The following is an 18,333-nucleotide window of genomic DNA, read 5'->3' on the forward strand; positions in this document are numbered from 1 at the left end:
AGAGGGGACGTGCCGCAAGCAACCGCTGCGGCATGAAGGAAGCCGGCGCGGCATATCCCTTCTCCCCGCAAGCGGGGAGAAGGTGGCGGCAGCCGGATGAGGGGCGATCCTCGGCACTTCCATTTCAAGGCCCGTAATGACCACATCCCAAGCCCCGCTGATGCCAGCCCCCGGAGACACCCGCAGACGCCCGCTGGTCGTCATGCGCGGCGTCTCCAAGATGTTTTCGAGCGGCACGCTGGCGCTCTCCGACATGTCGCTGACGGTCGAGGGCGGCGAATTCGTCAGCCTGCTCGGCCCGTCCGGCTGCGGCAAGTCGACGGCGCTGCGCATCATCGCCGGCCTCGGCGACGTCTCGACCGGCACGATCGACTGGCCGAGCTCCCGCATCAATTCGAAGGGACTGCCGGAAGGCGACATTTCCTTCGTTTTCCAGGAACCGACGCTGATGCCCTGGCAGACGGTGTTCGGCAATGTCTACCTGCCTCTGAAACTGCGCGGCGTTTCCAAATCCGCCGCCCGCGACGAGATCATGACGACGCTGGCGACGGTCGGCCTGCAGGATTTCGCCGATGCCTATCCGCGCGAACTGTCCGGCGGCATGAAGATGCGCGTCTCGATCGCCCGCGCGCTGGTGACCAAGCCGAAACTGCTGCTGATGGACGAACCCTTCGCCGCACTCGACGAAATCACCCGCCAGAAGCTCAACGACGACGTGCTCCGGCTGTGGCGGGAAACCGGCATCACCGTGATCTTCGTCACCCATTCCGTCTTCGAATCCGCCTATCTGTCGAACCGCATCGTGGTGATGAAGGCACGCCCCGGCCGGGTGCATGCGGATTTCCCGCTGAAAACGAGCATGAGCCGCGACGCCCATTACCGCACGTCCGAAGACTATCGCCAGGCCTGCGAAAAGGTATCGAACATGCTTCTCGAAGCGATCGGCGGGGAGGAACATTGATGGTAGAGACCCAGCCCGCCCTCGCCCTGCCGAAGTCCGGCTTCTTCAGCCGCAACCGCGAAACACTGCTGCGCACCCTGATCCCGGTCTGCGTGGTGATCTGCCTCGTGCTCCTCTGGCAGTTCATCATCACCGTCAACAGCATCCCGCAATACATCCTGCCGGGACCGCTCGCCGTCGCCAACTCCCTCTACAACGACTGGGGCACGCTCGCCCCCGCGCTGTGGGTGACGACCCAGATCACCATGCAGGCGCTGGCCCTGGCGCTGATCGGCGGCGTCGGCATCGCGATCTTCCTCGTCCAGTCGAAATGGATCGAAACGGCCTTCTACCCGATCACCGTCATCCTGCAGGTGACCCCGATCGTCGCGATCGCGCCGCTGATCCTCATCTACGCACCGACCACGCAGGTGGCGCTGCTGATCTGCGCCTTCCTCGTCGCCTTTTTCCCGATCCTGTCGAACATGGTTCAGGGCCTGAAGAGCGTCGATCACAACCTGCTCAACCTGTACGACCTTTATGGTGCCTCGCGCTGGCAGACGCTGCTTTACCTGAAGCTCCCCTCCTCGCTGCCCTATTTCATGACGGGCCTGCGGATCGGCGGCGGACTGGCACTGATCGCCGCCGTGGTCGCCGAATTCGCGGCGGGCTCCGCGGGCGCCGGCTCAGGCCTTGCTTTCCGCCTGCTCGAATCCCAATATCGCCTCAACATTCCGCGCCTGTTTGCGGCCCTGGTCCTGTTGTCGCTGCTCGGCGTGGTCATCTTTGCGATCACCTCGTTCATTTCCTGGTTCTTCCTGCATCGCTGGCATGAAAGCAGCCTGAAAAGAGAAAACTGATGACTGCCTTCATGACGCTTCCCGACGCTCGCCGTTTCGCGCTCGCCAATGCCACGCTGCCGGCGGTTCTCGTCAAAGACCTGCCCTCCGTCGCCAAAGACGGTCTCGTCTCAGCCGATCTGGTCATCGCGGACGGGAAGATCGAAGCGATCCTGCCGGCAGGCTCGGCACCCGCCGATCTGGTCACCGCCGACATGCGCGGCGGCATGATCTGGCCCTGCTTCGCCGATATGCACACCCATCTCGACAAAGGGCATTTCTGGGACCGCCGCCCCAACCCGGACGGCACGTTCGAAGGCGCGTTGATGAACGTGCGCGAGGACCGGATCGCCAACTGGTCGGCTGAAGACATCCGTGCTCGCTTCGAGTTCTCGCTGAAAAGCGCCTATGCCCACGGCACGAAACTCATCCGCACCCATCTCGACTCGATCCCGCCGCAGCCGGATATCTCCTTTCCGCTGTTCGACGAACTCCGTGCCGAATGGAAGGACCGGATCGCACTCCAGGCGGTCGCCCTGCTGCCGCTCGAATGCGTGCTCGACGAAAGCATCTTCGGCGGCATCGTCGCGACGACGAAGCGTTATGGCGGACTGCTCGGAGGCGCTACCCGCATCCTGCCGGATTTCGAGCGGATTCTCGATACGCTCTTCAAGGCGGCCGCCAAAAACGGCCTAGACATCGACCTGCATGTGGACGAGACGGAAGACAAACAGGTTCTGACGCTGGAACAGATCGCCGAGGCGACAATCCGCAACCGTTTCGAAGGTTCGGTCACGGTCGGCCATTGCTGCTCGCTGGCGCGGCAGGACGACGAGACCGCAAAGCGCGTCATCGACAAGGTTGCGAGCGCCGGTATCTCGGTCGTGTCGCTGCCGATGTGCAACATGTACCTGCAGGACCGCCATGCCGGCCGCACGCCCCGCTGGCGCGGCGTCACCCTGTTCCACGAGCTGACCGCTGCCGGCGTCAAGACGGCTGTCTCCTCCGACAACACCCGCGACCCCTTCTACGCCTATGGCGACATGGACCCGGTCGAAGTGTTTCGCGAGGCGGTCCGCATCCTGCATCTCGACCACCCGCTTGATACCTCCGCCCGCGTCGTCACCTCGACGCCCGCCGAAATCCTCGGCCGGCCGGATATCGGCGTCATCGCCCAAGGCGGCCCCGCCGACCTCGTACTGTTCAGCGCCCGCCGCTGGAGCGAATTCCTTTCCCGTCCGCAGGCCGACCGCATCGTGATGCGGAATGGCATGGGCATCGACCGTCGCCTGCCGGATTACCGTGACCTGGACCCGATTTTGGACAAATGAGCATGCCGGACTACGCACAGATCAAGAAAGAACTCGAAGGCCTCGCGGTCGAGGACAATCCGGCGCTGGTGCGCCAGAAGAGCCGCGATTTCTACTGGTATTCCCCGATCCTGAAAGAAGAGCTCGAAAGCGTCACCGCCGATCTCGTCGTCTCGCCGAAAAGCGAGGAAGAGGTGATCCGCGTGCTGAAGGTCGCCTATGCCCATGGCGTGCCGGTCACCCCGCGCGGCGCCGGCACCGGCAATTACGGCCAGGCCATGCCGCTCTCCGGCGGCATTGTGCTGAACCTCATCAACATGAACAGGATCAAGGAAATCCATCCGGGCCGCGTCATCGCCGAACCCGGCATCGTGATCGCCGAACTGGACCGCCAGACGAAAGCCCATTCCGGCCAGGAACTGCGCTTCCACCCCTCGACCGCCCAGACGGCGACGATCGGCGGTTTCGTCGCCGGCGGCTCCGGCGGCGTCGGCTCGATCCACTGGGGCGGCCTGCGCGACCTCGGCAACATCCTGCGCCTGCGCGTCGTCACCATGGAGGCCGAACCGCGCGTGCTCGACCTCACCGCCTGGGACCTGCAGAAGGTCACCCACGCCTACGGCACCAACGGCATCATCGTCGAGGTCGAGATGCCGCTGGCGCCCGCCTATGACTGGGTGGACGTGCTGGTCGGTTACGACGACTTCATGGACGCGGTGCGCTTCGGCGATGCGCTCGCCCACAAGAACGGCCTGTTGATCAAGGAAATCGCCCCGATCGCAGCCCCCATTCCCTACGACTATTTCCCCCGCCACAAGCCGTTCCTGCGCGACCGCAACCAGTCGATCGTCGTGCTGATGATCGCGCCGCATTCCATGGACGCCTTCACCGCCTTTGCCGAGCGCCAGAAGGGCGAGATCCTGTTCCGCTCCGACAAGGTGGAAAGCATGAAGGGCATCCCGCATGCCTACGAGCTTGCCTGGAATCACACGACCCTGCGCGCCCTGAAGGTCGATCCCGGCTTCACCTATCTCCAAGTCCAGTATCCGGGCCCGGACCATGTCGCCAAGGTCGAGAAGATGACCAAGATCTTTGGCGACGAAGTGCCGGGCCATCTCGAATTCATCAAGTTCGACGGCCGCATGCAGTGCTCCGGCCTTCCTCTCGTCCGCTACACGACCAAGGAGCGGCTGGAGGAGATCATGCAGATCCACCGCGACAACGGCTGCCCGATCTTCAACCCGCACCGCTACACGCTGGAGGAAGGCGGCATGAAGCAGACGGACGTCGTGCAGCTCGCCTTCAAGAAGGAGACGGATCCGAAGGGTCTTCTCAATCCCGGCAAGATGATCGCCTGGGACAATCCCGACTTCGATTTTTCGGCCGGCAAGAACTACCTCTTCCCGGGCCTTGCCGCAGCGGGTGGCTGATGCGGGTCCTGCTCATCCATTCGCACCCGGTCGAGGAAAGTTATGGCGCGGCCCTGTACAGGCAGGTGCGCGAAAGCCTGACCAAGGGCGGGCACGAGGTGGATGACTGCAACCTCTATGCCGAAGGTTTCGATCCGGTCATGTCCCGCCATGACCGGATGACCTATCACGACTATCCGAACAACCTTTCGCTGGTGAAACCCTATGTCGACCGCCTGCAGGCGGCCGAAGGGCTGGTGATCGTCACCCCGGTCTGGAATTTCGGCTGGCCAGCGATGCTGAAGGGTTATTTCGACCGCGTCTGGCTGCCGGGCATCACCTTCGAGCTGAAGGACGGCAGGCTGACCCGAAAACTGCATATCGACAAGGTGGCGGTGGTGACCACCTACGGCGCCACCCGCTGGCGCGCCTTCCTCGCCGGCGACCCGCCGCGCAAACTGTCGAAACGGGTGCTGCGGGTGCAGACCAACCCGGCAAGGCCGGTGAAGTTTCTGGCCCATTACGACATGAACAACTGCACACCGCAGACGCGTGCGGCATTTCTGGACAAGGTGAAGCGGGAGATGGAGCGGTTTTAGCTCTTCGTCTCGCGGCGGCGCGTCAATAGCAGGGCGTCGGCCTCCACCATCGCCGCGCGGGTCTCGGCGTTCGACACGGAACCGGTCGGCTCACCAACGCCGCGCTCGGATATGAACAGGAACCGATCCACCTCTTTCCCGGCCGCTGTCACCGTCCGGTAGGTTTCCCATCGCTGATGGATTCTCGCGGCAACGCGAAGCGAGGGAACATTTTCCGGACTCACGATCGAGACGATCCGCTCGAAACCGAAACTACCGAGAGCAAATTCGCGGCAGGCTGCGGCCGCCTCGACGGCATAACCGCGGCCGAGCCACTCACGCCGGAAATGATAGCCGATCTCCGGCTCCGGGCCCTTCGGAGTCGGCTGCAGGGTAATGCCGCAATCACCGATCAACTCGCCGGTCGCCTTTTCAACGACAGCCCAAAGCCCGAAACCGTTTTCCGCATAACTTCGGAAGGCAAGCTTTTCGAACCAGGCTTCGGTCTCCTCGAAGCTCTTGGGGCGCGGATAGAAGCGCATGCTCTCGGCGTCTCCGAAGATGCGATAGAGGACCCGCAGATCAGCCGTGATGATCTCCCTCAAGATCAGCCTGTCCGTTTTGAGAACCTCACGCATCTGCCGAAAGCCCCGATCATCGCCACCCCTACACCCTTTACTTGAAGCCGCTTTTTTGCGCTATTTCCCCGCATTGCGAATCTTCATGTTCAAGGGCAGATAGACGATGACGAACCAGGTTTCACCGCTCGCCAGCATCCTGCGTCCCTTGCACCCCCGTGATCCGAACGAACACCACCGGGTCGCAACCCCGCTCGAACTTCTGTTCGACCTCGTGTCGGTGATCGCGATCGCATCTGCCGCGGCGGGCCTGCATCATGCGGTTGCGGGAAATCATGCGGTTCAAGGGGTGATGACCTTCGTCATGGCCTTCTTCGCCATCTGGTGGGCCTGGATGAACTTCACCTGGTTTTCCTCAGCCTATGACAATGACGACGTCGTCTACAGGCTGCTGACCATGGTGCTGATGGGCGGCTCGCTGACGATTGCCGCCGGCATTCCGGCGCTCTTCACCGAGGCGCCGGATTTCACCCTGGTGATCTACGGTTACGCCATCATGCGCATCGCCATGATCATCCTGTGGCTGCGGGCGGCCTATCACGATCCGGGCTGCCGCCCGACCGCGCTCGGTTATGCGATCGGAATCTTCCTCGTCCAGCTTCTGTGGCTGAGCTTCCTCTTCCTGCAACCCCTCGCCTTTGGCGTATCCTACCTCCTGTGGGCTCTAGCCGTATTGCTTGAACTGGCCGTGCCGGCCGTCGCGGAACGGCTGACCGCCAATACGCCCTGGCACCGTCACCACATCGTCGAGCGTTACGGCCTGCTCAACATCATCGTGCTCGGCGAGACCCTGCTTGCCGGTTCGACCGCACTTCGCCAGTTCGCCGGCGAGGTCAACATCATGCTCGTCCACACCGCACTGTCGGCGCTGGTCATCGTCTTTTCGCTGTGGTGGGTCTATTTCGCCCGTGAGGAACAACTGAATAGCCATCACCTCAGACGTTCGCTTCTGTGGGGTTACGGCCATTTCTTCATCTTTACCTCGGGCGCGGCGGTCGGTGCCGGTTTTGCCGTGCTCGTCGATATCATCACCCACCATTCCGAAGTCTCCATCCTGGTCGGCGATTATGCGGTGGCGATCCCCGTGGCGATCTACCTGGCGAGCCTGTGGTTCGTGCGCGACCGTTATGTCTGCATCGGCCCGGCACGCTACACGCTCGCGGTGTTTGCCGTCCTGACGCTGCTTGCGCCGGCAATCGGGCTCGGGCTCGAAGGCATCGCGGCGACGACCGCGCTCGCCGTCATCGTGCGCAACATGCTTGCCGGGCGCGCTTATTCTGCGTCACCGACATCTCACCCCGGCCACTAAACTTTTCCTTAAATTTTACCGGTTATTAATCTCTGGAAACCGAGAGATTAAGCGATGCGTATTGCGTTTTTCATCGCCCTCATGGCTCTGTCGCTATCTGCATGCGCTTCCGCGCCGAGCCGGATCACCAATGCCTGCGCGATCTTCGAGCAGCGCGACGGGCTGTTCAACAACTGGGCACGCGACGCCAAGGCCGCGGAACGGGAATTCGGCGTACCCGTGCCGATCCTGATGGCGACGATCTATGTCGAATCCGGCTTCCAGCCCTATGCCCGGCCGCCGCGCACCAAACTGCTCGGCTTCATCCCGTGGACGCGCCCGTCGACGGCCTATGGCTACGCCCAGGCGCTCGACGGAACCTGGCTGACCTACAAGAAGGACACCGGCCGCTGGAACGCCAGCCGCACCGATTTCGGCGATGCGGTCCATTTCGTCGGCTGGTATCACAACCGCAGCCATCTCAAGAACGGCATTCCGCTCACCGACAGCTACAATCTCTACCTCGCCTATTATACCGGCCAGGCGGGATATGCGCGGGGCGAATTCGGCAACGGCGTCAAGCAGACCGCGCAAAAATCCGCCGGCATGGCCTCCAAATATGAAGCGCAGTTGAGAAGCTGCGGCTACTGAGCCTTGGCGCTAACGGCTGACGACGATGCGCGTGTTCGACAAGCCGTACTGGCTGGCGAGCGCGAAGAACGTCGCTGCGTTTTGAGGATGCAGCCGGATGCAGCCATGCGAGGCGGGACGCCCGAGCCGTTTCGTCTCGAAAGTCGCATGAACCGCGTAACCGCCATTGTAGAATACCGCATACGGCATCGGCGCATCATCGTATTTGCGCGAACGGTGGTCCCGGGACAGCCACTTGGCGCCCCAGCTTCCGGTCGGCGTCGAATAGCCGGGCCGCGCGGTCGAAACCTTCCATTCGTAAACCACGACGCCATCCTGCTCGACGGTCATGGTTTGGGACGACAGGCTGACGCTGGCCACGAGACTTGCGGAAAAAGCAGCAGGTGCGAAAAATTGCGCACAGAAGAGCGCCATGGCTCCCATTACGATACGACGCATAGAAAACCCCCGATAAAACCCTGGAACAGATCGATACCCCAATCAGCTCAAGGAATATTTAAAATCGAGGGCGATATTCTTGGCAAGTCACGAATACAGCAGCGATACGCTGCAACAAAACGACCACGTGATCAATAAAGACTGAACAATCGCGGTCCCTCCCCGCGGCAGGCCCGCCGGAAAGGCACCGTTATTCGGCGTTGCTTCAAAATACCTTCGCCGCCGTCACTTCCACTTCGACCAGGAATTCGGCACGGGTAAAGCCGCCGACGACGATCAGGGTCGAGACCGGTTTGGGGTCGAGCGTGTATCGGTCCCGCACCGCCATGTAGGCAGGAAAATCCTCGCGGCTCGTCACGAAGCCGGAAATGCGGATGACGTCCGCATAGGTCATACCCGCCTCTTCGAGGATCGCGCCGATCGCCCTGAAGCAGAGTTCGGCCTGTCCTGCCACGTCGGGCGGGATCCTGTCTTCCGGCGAGATGCCGAGCTGGCCGGACGTGACGAGCAGGCTGGCGCCCGGCGGCACCAGCAGGCCGTGATTATAACCGCCGAAAGGCTTGCGGACGGAGGGTGGATTGAAGGTCTCAAACGCCATAACCGACGATACCCTTGATTTCGAGAAAATCGTGAATGGCCCAGTCGGCATATTCGCGGCCGTTGCCGGATTGCTTGAAGCCGCCGAAGGGCGCGAAGAGGTCCCATTCGGGATAGTTGATGAACACCGAGCCTGCCCTCAGCCACGCCGCAACCTTGCGGGCGTGGGCGAGGTCGCCCGATTGGACATAGGCCGCAAGTCCATAGGGCGTGTCGTTGGCGATCTCGATCGCCTGTTCCTCCGTCTCGTAAGGCAGGATCGACAGGACCGGCCCGAAGATTTCTTCCCGCGCGATGGTCATGTCGTTGGTGACGTTGCCGAACACGGTCGGGCGGATATAGTAGCCGCGATTGAGGTTTTCCGGGCGGCCGGGACCGCCGGTGACCAGCGTCGCCCCCTCGGCGATCCCCGCCTCGATAAGCCGCTGGATCTTGTCGAACTGCGTCTTGCTGACCACCGGGCCGAGATCGGTGCCTTCGGCGCGCGGATCGCCGGTCTTGAGCTTTTCGGCTGCCGCCTTGGCGACCTGAAGCGCCTCGTCGTGGCGCTTGGCCGGCACCAGCATGCGGGTCGGCGCATCGCAGGACTGGCCTGAATTGCCGAAACACGCCGTCACGCCGTCCGCAACCGCCTTTTCGAACTCGGCGTCGTTGAGGATGATGTTGGGCGACTTGCCGCCGAGCTCCTGCGCCACCCGCTTCACCGTATCGGCAGCGGTCTTGGCGACGATCACACCGGCGCGGGTCGAGCCGGTGAAGGAAACCATGTCGACATCGGGATGGCCGGCCATCACCTGCCCCACATCCGGGCCGGTGCCGTTGACGAGGTTGAAAACGCCCTTCGGCGTGCCGGCGGCTTCCATCACCTCGGCGAAGATGATGCCGGAAATCGGCGCGATCTCGGAAGGTTTGAGCACCATTGTGCAGCCGGCGGCAATCGCCGGCGCCACCTTGCAAACGATCTGGTTGAGGGGCCAGTTCCACGGCGTGATCAGCGCGCAGACGCCGATCGGCTCTTTCACGATCGTCGTCGTACCGCGCGTCTCCGTGAATTCGTAGGCTTCAAACGCCTCGATCGTCGCCTTGAGATGCCCCTGCCCGGCAGCGGCCTGCGCATCGCGGGCAAAGCCGATCGGCGCACCCATTTCCTGGGAGACGGCCTGGGCGATATCTTCGTAGCGCCTGTCGTATTCGGCAAGGATGCGGCGCAGCAGCGCCAGCCGTTCCTCCTTCGACCATTGCGAGAACGCAGGGAACGCGGCTTTGGCGGCGGCGACGGCCTTGTCCACGTCGGCCGAGGAGCCGAGCGCGATCCGCGTATAGGCCTCTTCGGTGGATGGATCGATGACGTCTAGCGCGACCGGAATGTCCGGCTCCACCCAGGCGCCGTCGATGAAGAATTTCAGATGGTTGCTCATGGGAAACCTCCGGGCTGCCAGAGACGTGGTCGGGCCACTATCGGCCATCACCATGACCCTCGCAAGTCCGAAGGAGGCGTTTGCATGTGGAGTTTGCCCCCTCATCCGGCTGCCGCCACCTTCTCCCCGTCTTGACGGGGAGAAGGGATATGCCGCACCCGCTCGCCCGGCAGAAACCCAGATCCAGAGGGACGGGGAACACGCGGCTTGCGTCCTTCTCCCCGTCAGAACGGGGAGAAGGTGCCGGCAGGCGGATGAGGGGCAATTTCAGGCCCCGGAAGGCCGATTATTCCACCGCCACACTATGATCGACAGCCGGCGCCTTGCCCGGTTTGCGCAGCACGAGCAGCAGCGGCATCACGGCGAGCGACATGATCATCAGCAGCTTGAAATCGTCCATATAGGCGATGATCGTCGATTGCAGCGTGATGATGCCGTCGAGCGCCGAGGCGCCGGCAACCGTGGTCGGGTCTAGACCCGCCGCCGCCTTGGTCTGGAAGGCATGGTTGAACGGCGTCACATAGCTGACGAGGTCTGCATGGTTGCGCTGGACGTTTTCCACCAAAAGCGCCGAGACGACGGCGATGCCGACGCTGGAGCCGATGTTGCGCGACAGATTGTAGAGACCCGTCCCGTCGCCGCGCATATGCGCGGGTAGCGTCGCAAAGGCGACCGTCGTCAGCGGCACGAACAGGAAGCCAAGGCCGGCGCCCTGGATGAAGCCGACATAAACGATCGTCCATTGCGAAACGTCAGGCGTCCAGCCGATCATCGCATACATCGCCCAGGCGGTGATCGCGAGGCCGAGGAAGAGCAGGATGCGCGTATCCACCTTGCCGATCAGTCGTCCGACCACGAACATGCACACCATCGTGCCGAGGCCGCGCGGCCCCATGACGATGCCGGCGGTGATCACCGGATAACCCATCAGCGACTGCAGATAGGGCGTCATCAGCGCGAGCGAGGCAAGATAGGTCACCCCGATCACGAAGATGAAGATCATGCTGACCGTAAAATTTTGGTCGAGGAACAGCCGCGGATTGATGAACGACTTTTCCGTCGTGAACGTGTGGACGAGCAGCAGGTAGAAGGCAGCCGCGCAGACCATGGCCTCGATCACGATCTCGCTCGACGAGAACCAGTCGAGCTGCTGGCCACGGTCAAGGAAGAGCTGCAGCGAGGCGATCGCGATGCTGAGCATGCCGAAGCCGAACCAGTCCAGCTTCGCCTGCGCGTCGATCTTCGTCTCTTTCACAAAGACGCTGATGCCCATCAGGGCAAGGATGCCGATCGGCACGTTGATGTAGAAGACCCAGCGCCAGCTGATATTGTCGGTGAGCCAGCCGCCGATGACCGGGCCGAGCACCGGCCCGACCATGACCGAAACACCGAACAGCGCCATCGCCGAACCGCGCTCCTCCACCGAATAGATGTCGAGCAGGATGCCCTGCGACAGCGGCACGAGCGCCGCGCCGAAAAACCCCTGCAGCAGGCGGAAGCCGACGATCTGCGGCAACGACTGGGCGAGCCCGCAGAGGACCGACGCGGCGACGAAGCCGAAGATGGCGACGAGCAGCACCCGCTTGCGGCCGAACTTGGCGGCGAGGAAGCCGGACGGCGGCGTCATGATTGCGGCAGCGACGATATAGGAGGTCAGCACCCAGTTGATCTGGTCGGCGGAAGCCGAAACGCTGCCCTGGATATAGGGCAGCGCGACGTTAGCGATCGTCGTGTCGAGCGCCTGCATGATGACCGCCAGGATGACGCAGGCGGTGATCGCGCCGCGATTGGCCACCACAGCTGACGCTGCCGGTGAAGCCACGCTACTCATGGGCGTAGGCCGACGAATGGTCGAGAAGCTTCTGGGCGAATTCCGGCAGGCCGCGCTTGTGACCGGTATCGACATCGACCACGGTACTCATGCCGGCACGAAGCGGCGGCTTGCCGGCCGTGTCGTCGATCGAAACCCGCATCGGGATGCGCTGCACGACCTTGACCCAGTTGCCGGACGTGTTCTGCGCCGGGAGCAGCGCGAAGCTGGAGCCCGAGGCCGGGCTGACGCTCGCGACCTTGCCCGTCCACTGGACGCCCGGATAGGTATCGACGCTGATCGTCACCGGCTGGCCGGGCTTGATATAGGTCAGCTCGGTTTCCTTCGGGTTGGCGGCAATCCACATGTTCTTCGTCGAGACCAGCGAGAAACCCTGCTGGGCTGCTTCCAGATAGCTGCCGACCTGGAGCGCGCTGACATTGGTGACGATGCCGTCGAAGGGCGCCCGCACCACGGTGTCGTCAAACTGGCGCTGCGCGTCATCGATCGCCGCCTGGGCTTCGAGATAGAGCGGGTTCTGCTCGATCGGCTGGTCGGCATTGCCGCCGAGCTGGGCAAGCGTCGCGTCGGCCTGCGCCTTGGCGACCGCGACCTTCTGCTGGGCGGCATCAAGATTGTGCTTGGCGTCGTCATAGGCCGTCTGCGACGCCGCCGAACCGGATATCAGGCGCTGCTGGCGTTCGAGCACGGTCTGGTAATAGGGAATGTCGGCTTCAGCCTGGGCGATCTGGGCGAGCGTTTCCCTATAGGAGGCCTGCAGGTTGAGCAGCTGGTTGCGGGCAGCACCGAGTTTCGCCTTGGCGCCGTCGAGCGCGATGCGGAAACTGTCCGGTTTCAGCGTGAAGAGAACCTGGCCCCGGCTGACTTCCTGGTTCTCGCGCACATCTACGGATGCGACCGTGCCGGCGACATCTGTCGAAACGCCGATCATGTCCGCCTGGAGATAGGCATTGTCGGTCGACATGATCTGGCCGCCCTCGACGTAATAATAACCGCCGACGACCAGAGCGACCGGCAGCAGCGCAAAGAGCACCGGCCGCGTCAGGCTGCGTCGCTTGCGCGCCTTGCTGTGCTCGGGCGCTGCCGGAGCAGGCGTTTCGAGAACGGTGACATTGCTGGTCTCGGGCGAACGGGCGGAGGTCTCGGTCATGGGAGGACTTCTTTTAAGCTTTGTCGGCCGGTGTGCGGCAGGCCGTTACGAGGTTGGATTTCATGTGTTCGAGTATTTCAAAGAGGCGGGCGCGATCGGCGTCCGAGATATTTTCGAGCGCATCCTTGCGCGTCGCATCGCCGAACTTGCGACCATCGTCGAGAAGGGCTCTCGAGCTTTCGGTCGTGTAGAGCAGCGTGATCCGCCGGTCGGTCTCGTGCGGCCGGCGCTCGATGAGGCCGCGTTCCGCAAGATTGTCGAGCACCCGCATCAGCGAGATCGGCGAGATTTCCAGAAGCTCCGCGAGCGCCTTCTGGTGAATGCCTTCGCAGCGAGCGAGATAGGCGATCGTCTGCCACTGGGCGCGCGTCAGGCCGATATGCTTCGCGCGCTGTTCGAAGCGCTTTCGAAACAGGCGGGCAACGTCGTTCAAAAGAAAACCGAGGGTCGGGGTGTTGTTGGGCATGGCTGAAAAACTAGCGTGCTGATGGTAAGCATGTATATATTCGGTCGCCCGTTAACAACCGCGCCACCCGCGACGTTCTGTCACTTGGGCCATCACGCTTGCGTGTGCAATCGCCCGAACCGGTTTCGCGGGCACCGCGCGACAGACGAGGACCGAGGAATTCCGACAAGCCTTGGGTATTCGCGAAACCCGTCGAAATAGATCAGCAACAATACTGTTTCACCCGGCCTTAAAAGCTTGCTGGTAGTGAGTAGATCATATCGCGACGACCAGAGAAGCTCGGCGGCAGCTGGATCTAGAACGCGACAGGTCAACATCGAGTTCAAAAAGGCAGACAGGCCGGATGCGACGCACTCTCCTTTCCATCGCCCTTGCCGGGCTCCTGCCCTTCTGCGCCACCGATGCCGGCGCGACGACCCTGGAGCAGGACCTCCACGACCTGACCAGCCAGCAGGTCGACGACACGACCGAGTTCAGCCTCGGCAACTCGATGTTCTTCCTGCTGCACGAAGCCGGTCACATGCTGGTCTCGGAGTTCGACCTGCCGGTTCTCGGCCGCGAGGAGGACGCGGTGGACACGCTCTCCACCCTGCTGCTGCTGGCGCCGAACAAGGACGCGTTCAACACCGCCCTCATCGACTCCGTCGACGGCTGGACGTTCTCGGCGGAAGCAAGCGAGGAGGCGGAGGAAGAGCAGGAGCTCTGGGGCGCCCACGCCCTCGACCGCCAGCGCGCCTTCAACATGGTCTGCCTGATGGTCGGCAAGGATGCCGGAAAATTCAAGGAATCCGCCGACGACCTGGAAATGCCGAAAAGCCGCCGCGACGAATGCGTAGGCGAATACCAGAAGGCCCGCGACAGCTGGTTCGGCCTTCTGAAGCCGCATATGCAGAGCGGCGACAGGAAGACGAAATTCGTCATCGACTATCGGTCTCCCAAATCAAGGGACCTCAAGGACTATGCCGACGCCGCAAGGAAGGCCAAGCTTCTCGACAACGTCGCAACGCTGATGGCCAATCTCTACGCGTTGAAAGACGGCATCAAGCTGACCGCCGCCGAGTGCGGGGAGCCGAACGCCTACTGGTCGGCGGAGAACCGTGAGATGACCTACTGTTACGAACTGCTGCAGTGGCACACGCAGACGGTCGCCAACTATTTCCGCAAGGGCGAGGAAAGCAGCAACGACGAGGCGGAGGAGAAAACTTCCGAAGCAAAGCCGGCTTTGACAAAAGTGTTCGGCACGGCGACCGCCCGCCAATAGGAACCGGCCAATATGGGACAAAAACGCCCGGCCCTCGATCGAGGAGCCGGGCATTTTCCTTTTAAGCATCAAGCGCCATAGGGCGCGAAGAACTTCTTGGCGGCTTCGATCTCGTTGGGACGGATCTCATGCCCGCCGCCATGCCATTCCAGCGTCACCGCATCCCCCTGCGCCCTGAAATAATCGGCAAGGGCCGTGGTCTGCTCCACCGAACTGATCGGGTCATGCTGGCCGGCCGTGATCAGCACATGGGCCGTGTCCTGGCGCTTGCGGTCCTTCGGCGCGAACGGGATCAGCGGATGCATCAATACGCCCGCATCGAACAGGCCCGGCTTCTCGATCATGATATTGGCGAGAATGTTCGCGCCGTTCGAGAAACCGAGGCCGAGCACGGTCGAGGATTCGTAACGCTCGCGGTTGGCGGCGACGAATTCGCTCATCCGCTCGGTCGCCCGGGCAAGATCCTCGCAATCGTAGACACCTTCCGCCTTGCGCCGGAAGAAGCGCGCCGCACCGTGTTCGGAAATGTCGCCGCGCGGCGAGATCACCGTGGCGCCCGGCAACAGCCGGCCGCCAAAATCGAAGAACTGGTTTTCATCGCCGCCGGTGCCGTGAAAGACGAACAGGATCGGCGCACCGGGTGCACCGGGACGCGCCCGGTGCACATAACTGTCGTAACTCATTGTTTTTCTCCTTGATCACTGCAGCCGTTAGGCGCCGATCGGTTCGAGATGCTGTTCGAGAACCTTCCTCAGGTGCTCATGCTGCGTGGGCAGCTTCAGGGCTTCACCGAGATGGGCGGTATCCTCGTCGCGGTCGAAACCGGGTTCGTTGGTGGCGATTTCGAACAGAACGCCGCCCGGCGTACGGAAATAGATCGCCCAGAAATAATCGCGGTCGATGACCGGCGTGACCTGGTAACCGGTATCCATCAGCGCCTTGCGGACTTCGAGCTGCGTTGCGCGGTTCTCGACGGCAAAGGCGATGTGGTGGACCGAGCCGGCGCCGAGATTGGCGCGGGCAATGTTCGGCATGGTTTCGATGTCGATGACATCGGCACCGTTGCCGCCCGGCATGGCGAGCCTGAGCACGCCGTCCTGGCTGTCGACCTGCTGATAGCCCATGAACTTCAGCAGCTCGGCGGTGGCGCCTTCATCGCGCAGACGCAGCGAAGCGGAATGGAAGCCGCGGATCGCATGATCTTCGGAAATGCCATTGCCGATGAACTGCTTGCGGGCATCGTCCTTGACTTCGACGAGCGCAAAACCGTCGCCATCGGGGCCGGCGAAATGCAGGCGGTTTTCACCGAATGCGGTATCGGCCTTGATGCCTTCGGCGCCGGCCTTCGTCAGGCGATCGGTCCAGAAACCGAACGAGCCTTCCGGAACCGAGAACAGCGTCGTGCCCACTTCGCCAGTGCCCTGGCGGCCACGGGCGATATGCGGGAACGGGAAATAGGTCATGACAGAGCCGGGCGAGCCGACCTCATCGCCGTAATAGAGATGGTAGACATCCGGAGCGTCGAAGTTGACGGTCTTCTTGACGCGGCGAAGACCGAGCGTATCGGTGAAGAACTTGTTGTTGGTGCTGGCGCTGGCGGCCATCGACGTGACGTGGTGGAGGCCTTTGATCTGGTCGAGCATTTTTAAACCCCTTGTCTTGGGAGCCGCCTGTGCGGCCCGCTTTCTGGGGTAAAGATGGTGGAACGACCGGCAATTGGATAGACGCGACGATCCGAACGCATTGTTCACCTTGCGTAGACAAGCGTTGGTTAATCGTTCACAGAATTAGACTTGTTCCGGCAGGCGCCAATCGACCGGATCCTTGCCGATCGACTGCAGATAGGCATTCGCCTTCGAGAAGGGGCGAGAGCCCAGAAACCCGTTATGGGCCGAAAGCGGCGACGGATGCGCCGAGCGCAGCACCAGATGGCGCTGCTGATCGACGAAAGCCGCCTTCTTCTGGGCATAGGAACCCCAGAGAATGAAGACGATGCCATCGCACTCGTCGTTGACCGCGCGGATCACCGCATCGGTAAAACGCTCCCAGCCTTTGCCCTGGTGGGAGGCCGCCTGGCTCTCCTCCACCGTCAGCACGCTGTTGAGCAGGAGCACGCCCTGCTCCGCCCAATGCTCGAGGAAGCCGTGCCTGGCCGGCGGAATGCCGAGATCCGTCTCCATCTCCTTGTAGATATTGACGAGCGATGGCGGAATGCGCACGCCGGGCTTCACGGAAAAGCACAAGCCATGCGCCTGTCCGAAACCGTGATACGGATCCTGACCGAGGATCACGACCTTCACCTCGTCGAGCGGCGTGAGGTCAAGCGCGCGAAAATATTCCGAACCCTTCGGGAAGATCCGCTTGCCCGCTTCCTTTTCGGCAACGAGGAAACGCTTCAGCTCATGCATATAGGGATCGGAAAACTCCGGTCCGAGAACATGTTTCCAGCTTTCCTCGAGCTTGACCTCGGCTTCGGCCATGTCCTGTCCTCAGATGACGTGGTGGTTCGAGCGCGAGTGCCAATCCCAGGCCGAACGGATGATATCGTTCAGCCCGTATTTCGGTTCCCAGCCGAGAACCGTCCGCGCCTTGTCGTTATTGGCAACCAGCGATGTGGAATCACCTTCGCGCCGGCCGACATATTCCACGGGAAAGGGTTTGCCGGAGACTTCGGAAATCGCTGCAAGCAGTTCCTTCACGGTCGTGCCGGTGCCGGTCCCAAGGTTGAGTTCGACCGTCTCGCCGCCGCCAAGCAGGTAATCGACCGCCCGCACATGCGCATCGGCGAGGTCAAGCACATGGATATAGTCGCGCACGCAGGTGCCGTCGCGGGTGTCGTAGTCGTCGCCGAACACCTTGAAACCCTGGCGGCGGCCAAGCGCCGCTTCGATGGCGAGCGGAATGGCGTGGGTTTCCGGCGTATGCCATTCGCCGATCCGGCCCTTGAAATCAGCGCCCGCGGCATTGAAGTAACGCAGCATCACCGACTTCAGGTCCTTGTAGGTCCCGTAATCCTTCAGCGCCTGCTCGATGATGAACTTGGTGCGGCCATAGGGATTGATCGGCGCCTGTTTGTGCGTCTCGTCCATCGGCACACGGTCCGGCAGTCCATAGGTCGCGCATGTCGAGGAGAACACGAAGGCCCTGACGCCCGCATCGATCGCCGCCGACAGCAGGGTCAGCGCCCCGATGACATTGTTGTCGTAGAAGGCGACCGGGTTCTTGACCGATTCCCCCACCTCGATCAGCGCCGCGAAATGCAGCACGGCATCGGGCTTGTGCTTGGCGAAAACTTCGTCGAGCCGGGCGCGGTCGCGGATATCGCCCTGTTCCAGCTCACCCCAGCGCACGAATTCCGCGTGTCCGTTGGAGAGATTGTCGAAAACGATCGGGTGATAACCCCGCTCGGCGAGCACCAGGCACGTATGGGAACCGATATAACCGGCCCCGCCGACGACGAGCACTTTCTGTTGCGACATCATTTTCCCTGCGGTTATTGAAGCCGGCGGCACTATAACC

The 18,333-nt window shown here is 62.3% G+C and carries 19 protein-coding genes; 8 read left to right on the forward strand and 11 right to left on the reverse strand.

Features of this window, described 5'->3' with window-relative positions:
• Nucleotides 1–136: 136 nt before the first annotated feature.
• From J2X76_RS09975 to J2X76_RS09995, 5 genes are read left to right on the forward strand one after another with little or no spacing between them, the layout of a single operon-like run.
• Entirely contained in the window at nucleotides 137–961 is an 825-nt protein-coding gene (locus J2X76_RS09975; protein ID WP_310215486.1) for an ABC transporter ATP-binding protein, read from the forward strand.
• Nucleotides 961–1,800 carry an ABC transporter permease gene (locus J2X76_RS09980; protein WP_113126519.1) on the forward strand — a complete coding sequence of 280 codons (840 nt, stop codon included), beginning with the start codon at nucleotides 961–963 and terminating at the stop codon, nucleotides 1,798–1,800. The genes J2X76_RS09975 and J2X76_RS09980 overlap by 1 nt, the downstream gene beginning before the upstream one ends.
• On the forward strand, nucleotides 1,800–3,110 hold the full coding sequence (locus J2X76_RS09985; RefSeq protein WP_405030013.1) for a cytosine deaminase: 1,311 nt from the start codon (nucleotides 1,800–1,802) through the stop codon (nucleotides 3,108–3,110). Before J2X76_RS09980 ends, J2X76_RS09985 begins: the two co-directional genes overlap by 1 nt.
• Nucleotides 3,111–3,112: 2 nt before the next feature.
• Nucleotides 3,113–4,519 carry an FAD-binding oxidoreductase gene (locus J2X76_RS09990; protein WP_113126517.1) on the forward strand — a complete coding sequence of 469 codons (1,407 nt, stop codon included), beginning with the start codon at nucleotides 3,113–3,115 and terminating at the stop codon, nucleotides 4,517–4,519.
• Complete coding sequence (locus J2X76_RS09995) at nucleotides 4,519–5,097, forward strand: NAD(P)H-dependent oxidoreductase (RefSeq protein ID WP_310215491.1); 579 nt, start codon at nucleotides 4,519–4,521, stop codon at nucleotides 5,095–5,097. The genes J2X76_RS09990 and J2X76_RS09995 overlap by 1 nt, the downstream gene beginning before the upstream one ends.
• Here the strand turns inward: J2X76_RS09995 and J2X76_RS10000 are convergent.
• Nucleotides 5,094–5,714: a GNAT family N-acetyltransferase gene (locus tag J2X76_RS10000; protein WP_310215494.1), complete on the reverse strand. Its 621-nt coding sequence runs from the start codon at nucleotides 5,712–5,714 to the stop codon at nucleotides 5,094–5,096. The genes J2X76_RS09995 and J2X76_RS10000 overlap by 4 nt on opposite strands.
• A 106-nt stretch (nucleotides 5,715–5,820) precedes the next feature.
• Between J2X76_RS10000 and J2X76_RS10005 the strand changes: the two genes are divergently transcribed.
• Complete coding sequence (locus tag J2X76_RS10005; protein ID WP_310215498.1) at nucleotides 5,821–7,023, forward strand: low temperature requirement protein A; 1,203 nt, start codon at nucleotides 5,821–5,823, stop codon at nucleotides 7,021–7,023.
• 54 nt (nucleotides 7,024–7,077) lie between these two features.
• Complete coding sequence (locus J2X76_RS10010; RefSeq protein WP_113126513.1) at nucleotides 7,078–7,653, forward strand: transglycosylase SLT domain-containing protein; 576 nt, start codon at nucleotides 7,078–7,080, stop codon at nucleotides 7,651–7,653.
• A 9-nt stretch (nucleotides 7,654–7,662) separates the two neighbouring features.
• Here J2X76_RS10010 and J2X76_RS10015 read toward each other — a convergent pair whose 3' ends face one another.
• The 6 genes from J2X76_RS10015 to J2X76_RS10040 form a co-directional block, all read right to left on the reverse strand.
• Nucleotides 7,663–8,091 carry a L,D-transpeptidase gene (locus J2X76_RS10015; RefSeq protein WP_113126512.1) on the reverse strand — a complete coding sequence of 143 codons (429 nt, stop codon included), beginning with the start codon at nucleotides 8,089–8,091 and terminating at the stop codon, nucleotides 7,663–7,665.
• 205 nt (nucleotides 8,092–8,296) lie between these two features.
• Entirely contained in the window at nucleotides 8,297–8,689 is a 393-nt protein-coding gene (locus J2X76_RS10020; RefSeq protein WP_310215502.1) for a RidA family protein, read from the reverse strand.
• Nucleotides 8,679–10,106: an aldehyde dehydrogenase family protein gene (locus J2X76_RS10025; RefSeq protein WP_310215504.1), complete on the reverse strand. Its 1,428-nt coding sequence runs from the start codon at nucleotides 10,104–10,106 to the stop codon at nucleotides 8,679–8,681. Before J2X76_RS10025 ends, J2X76_RS10020 begins: the two co-directional genes overlap by 11 nt.
• 286 nt (nucleotides 10,107–10,392) lie before the next feature.
• Nucleotides 10,393–11,937: a DHA2 family efflux MFS transporter permease subunit gene (locus tag J2X76_RS10030; protein WP_310215507.1), complete on the reverse strand. Its 1,545-nt coding sequence runs from the start codon at nucleotides 11,935–11,937 to the stop codon at nucleotides 10,393–10,395.
• The gene (locus J2X76_RS10035; protein ID WP_310215510.1) at nucleotides 11,930–13,087 is read right to left on the reverse strand and encodes an HlyD family secretion protein; all 1,158 of its coding nucleotides are present in this window, start codon (nucleotides 13,085–13,087) and stop codon (nucleotides 11,930–11,932) included. Before J2X76_RS10035 ends, J2X76_RS10030 begins: the two co-directional genes overlap by 8 nt.
• Before the next feature lie 13 nt (nucleotides 13,088–13,100).
• The gene (locus tag J2X76_RS10040; protein ID WP_113126507.1) at nucleotides 13,101–13,553 is read right to left on the reverse strand and encodes a MarR family winged helix-turn-helix transcriptional regulator; all 453 of its coding nucleotides are present in this window, start codon (nucleotides 13,551–13,553) and stop codon (nucleotides 13,101–13,103) included.
• Nucleotides 13,554–13,896: 343 nt separating this feature from the next.
• Between J2X76_RS10040 and J2X76_RS10045 the strand changes: the two genes are divergently transcribed.
• Entirely contained in the window at nucleotides 13,897–14,814 is a 918-nt protein-coding gene (locus tag J2X76_RS10045; protein ID WP_310215512.1) for a DUF4344 domain-containing metallopeptidase, read from the forward strand.
• Between the two features lie 68 nt (nucleotides 14,815–14,882).
• On the opposite strand, the gene J2X76_RS10050 is transcribed toward J2X76_RS10045, so the two are convergent.
• From J2X76_RS10050 to galE, 4 genes are all read right to left on the reverse strand, one after another.
• Nucleotides 14,883–15,497, reverse strand: coding sequence for an alpha/beta hydrolase (locus tag J2X76_RS10050; protein WP_113126505.1), 615 nt, complete (start codon nucleotides 15,495–15,497; stop codon nucleotides 14,883–14,885).
• Nucleotides 15,498–15,524: 27 nt separating this feature from the next.
• Nucleotides 15,525–16,457 (reverse strand): VOC family protein, encoded by a 933-nt coding sequence (locus tag J2X76_RS10055; protein WP_113126504.1) that lies wholly within the window; start codon nucleotides 16,455–16,457, stop codon nucleotides 15,525–15,527.
• A gap of 144 nt (nucleotides 16,458–16,601) precedes the next feature.
• Complete coding sequence (ung, locus tag J2X76_RS10060) at nucleotides 16,602–17,294, reverse strand: uracil-DNA glycosylase (protein ID WP_113285214.1); 693 nt, start codon at nucleotides 17,292–17,294, stop codon at nucleotides 16,602–16,604.
• A 9-nt stretch (nucleotides 17,295–17,303) separates the two neighbouring features.
• A complete protein-coding gene (gene galE, locus J2X76_RS10065; protein WP_310215515.1) occupies nucleotides 17,304–18,293 on the reverse strand; it encodes a UDP-glucose 4-epimerase GalE in 990 nt (329 codons plus the stop codon).
• Between the last annotated feature and the right edge of the window lie 40 nt (nucleotides 18,294–18,333).

The sequence above is a fragment of the Neorhizobium sp. 2083 genome, from assembly GCF_031455615.1.
In the GTDB taxonomy this organism is placed as follows: Bacteria; Pseudomonadota; Alphaproteobacteria; order Rhizobiales; family Rhizobiaceae; genus Neorhizobium.

Excerpts from the sequence above, each read along its gene's own strand:
- J2X76_RS09975 (WP_310215486.1), top strand. The coding sequence starts at position 137 with ATGACCACATCCCAAGCCCCGCTGATGCCAGCCCCCGGAGACACCCGC.
- J2X76_RS09980 (WP_113126519.1), top strand. The coding sequence starts at position 961 with ATGGTAGAGACCCAGCCCGCCCTCGCCCTGCCGAAGTCCGGCTTCTTC.
- J2X76_RS09985 (WP_405030013.1), top strand. The coding sequence starts at position 1,800 with ATGACTGCCTTCATGACGCTTCCCGACGCTCGCCGTTTCGCGCTCGCC.
- J2X76_RS09990 (WP_113126517.1), top strand. The coding sequence starts at position 3,113 with ATGCCGGACTACGCACAGATCAAGAAAGAACTCGAAGGCCTCGCGGTC.
- J2X76_RS09995 (WP_310215491.1), top strand. The coding sequence starts at position 4,519 with ATGCGGGTCCTGCTCATCCATTCGCACCCGGTCGAGGAAAGTTATGGC.
- J2X76_RS10000 (WP_310215494.1), bottom strand. The coding sequence starts at position 5,714 with ATGCGTGAGGTTCTCAAAACGGACAGGCTGATCTTGAGGGAGATCATC.
- J2X76_RS10005 (WP_310215498.1), top strand. The coding sequence starts at position 5,821 with ATGACGAACCAGGTTTCACCGCTCGCCAGCATCCTGCGTCCCTTGCAC.
- J2X76_RS10010 (WP_113126513.1), top strand. The coding sequence starts at position 7,078 with ATGCGTATTGCGTTTTTCATCGCCCTCATGGCTCTGTCGCTATCTGCA.
- J2X76_RS10015 (WP_113126512.1), bottom strand. The coding sequence starts at position 8,091 with ATGCGTCGTATCGTAATGGGAGCCATGGCGCTCTTCTGTGCGCAATTT.
- J2X76_RS10020 (WP_310215502.1), bottom strand. The coding sequence starts at position 8,689 with ATGGCGTTTGAGACCTTCAATCCACCCTCCGTCCGCAAGCCTTTCGGC.
- J2X76_RS10025 (WP_310215504.1), bottom strand. The coding sequence starts at position 10,106 with ATGAGCAACCATCTGAAATTCTTCATCGACGGCGCCTGGGTGGAGCCG.
- J2X76_RS10030 (WP_310215507.1), bottom strand. The coding sequence starts at position 11,937 with ATGAGTAGCGTGGCTTCACCGGCAGCGTCAGCTGTGGTGGCCAATCGC.
- J2X76_RS10035 (WP_310215510.1), bottom strand. The coding sequence starts at position 13,087 with ATGACCGAGACCTCCGCCCGTTCGCCCGAGACCAGCAATGTCACCGTT.
- J2X76_RS10040 (WP_113126507.1), bottom strand. The coding sequence starts at position 13,553 with ATGCCCAACAACACCCCGACCCTCGGTTTTCTTTTGAACGACGTTGCC.
- J2X76_RS10045 (WP_310215512.1), top strand. The coding sequence starts at position 13,897 with ATGCGACGCACTCTCCTTTCCATCGCCCTTGCCGGGCTCCTGCCCTTC.
- J2X76_RS10050 (WP_113126505.1), bottom strand. The coding sequence starts at position 15,497 with ATGAGTTACGACAGTTATGTGCACCGGGCGCGTCCCGGTGCACCCGGT.
- J2X76_RS10055 (WP_113126504.1), bottom strand. The coding sequence starts at position 16,457 with ATGCTCGACCAGATCAAAGGCCTCCACCACGTCACGTCGATGGCCGCC.
- ung (WP_113285214.1), bottom strand. The coding sequence starts at position 17,294 with ATGGCCGAAGCCGAGGTCAAGCTCGAGGAAAGCTGGAAACATGTTCTC.
- galE (WP_310215515.1), bottom strand. The coding sequence starts at position 18,293 with ATGTCGCAACAGAAAGTGCTCGTCGTCGGCGGGGCCGGTTATATCGGT.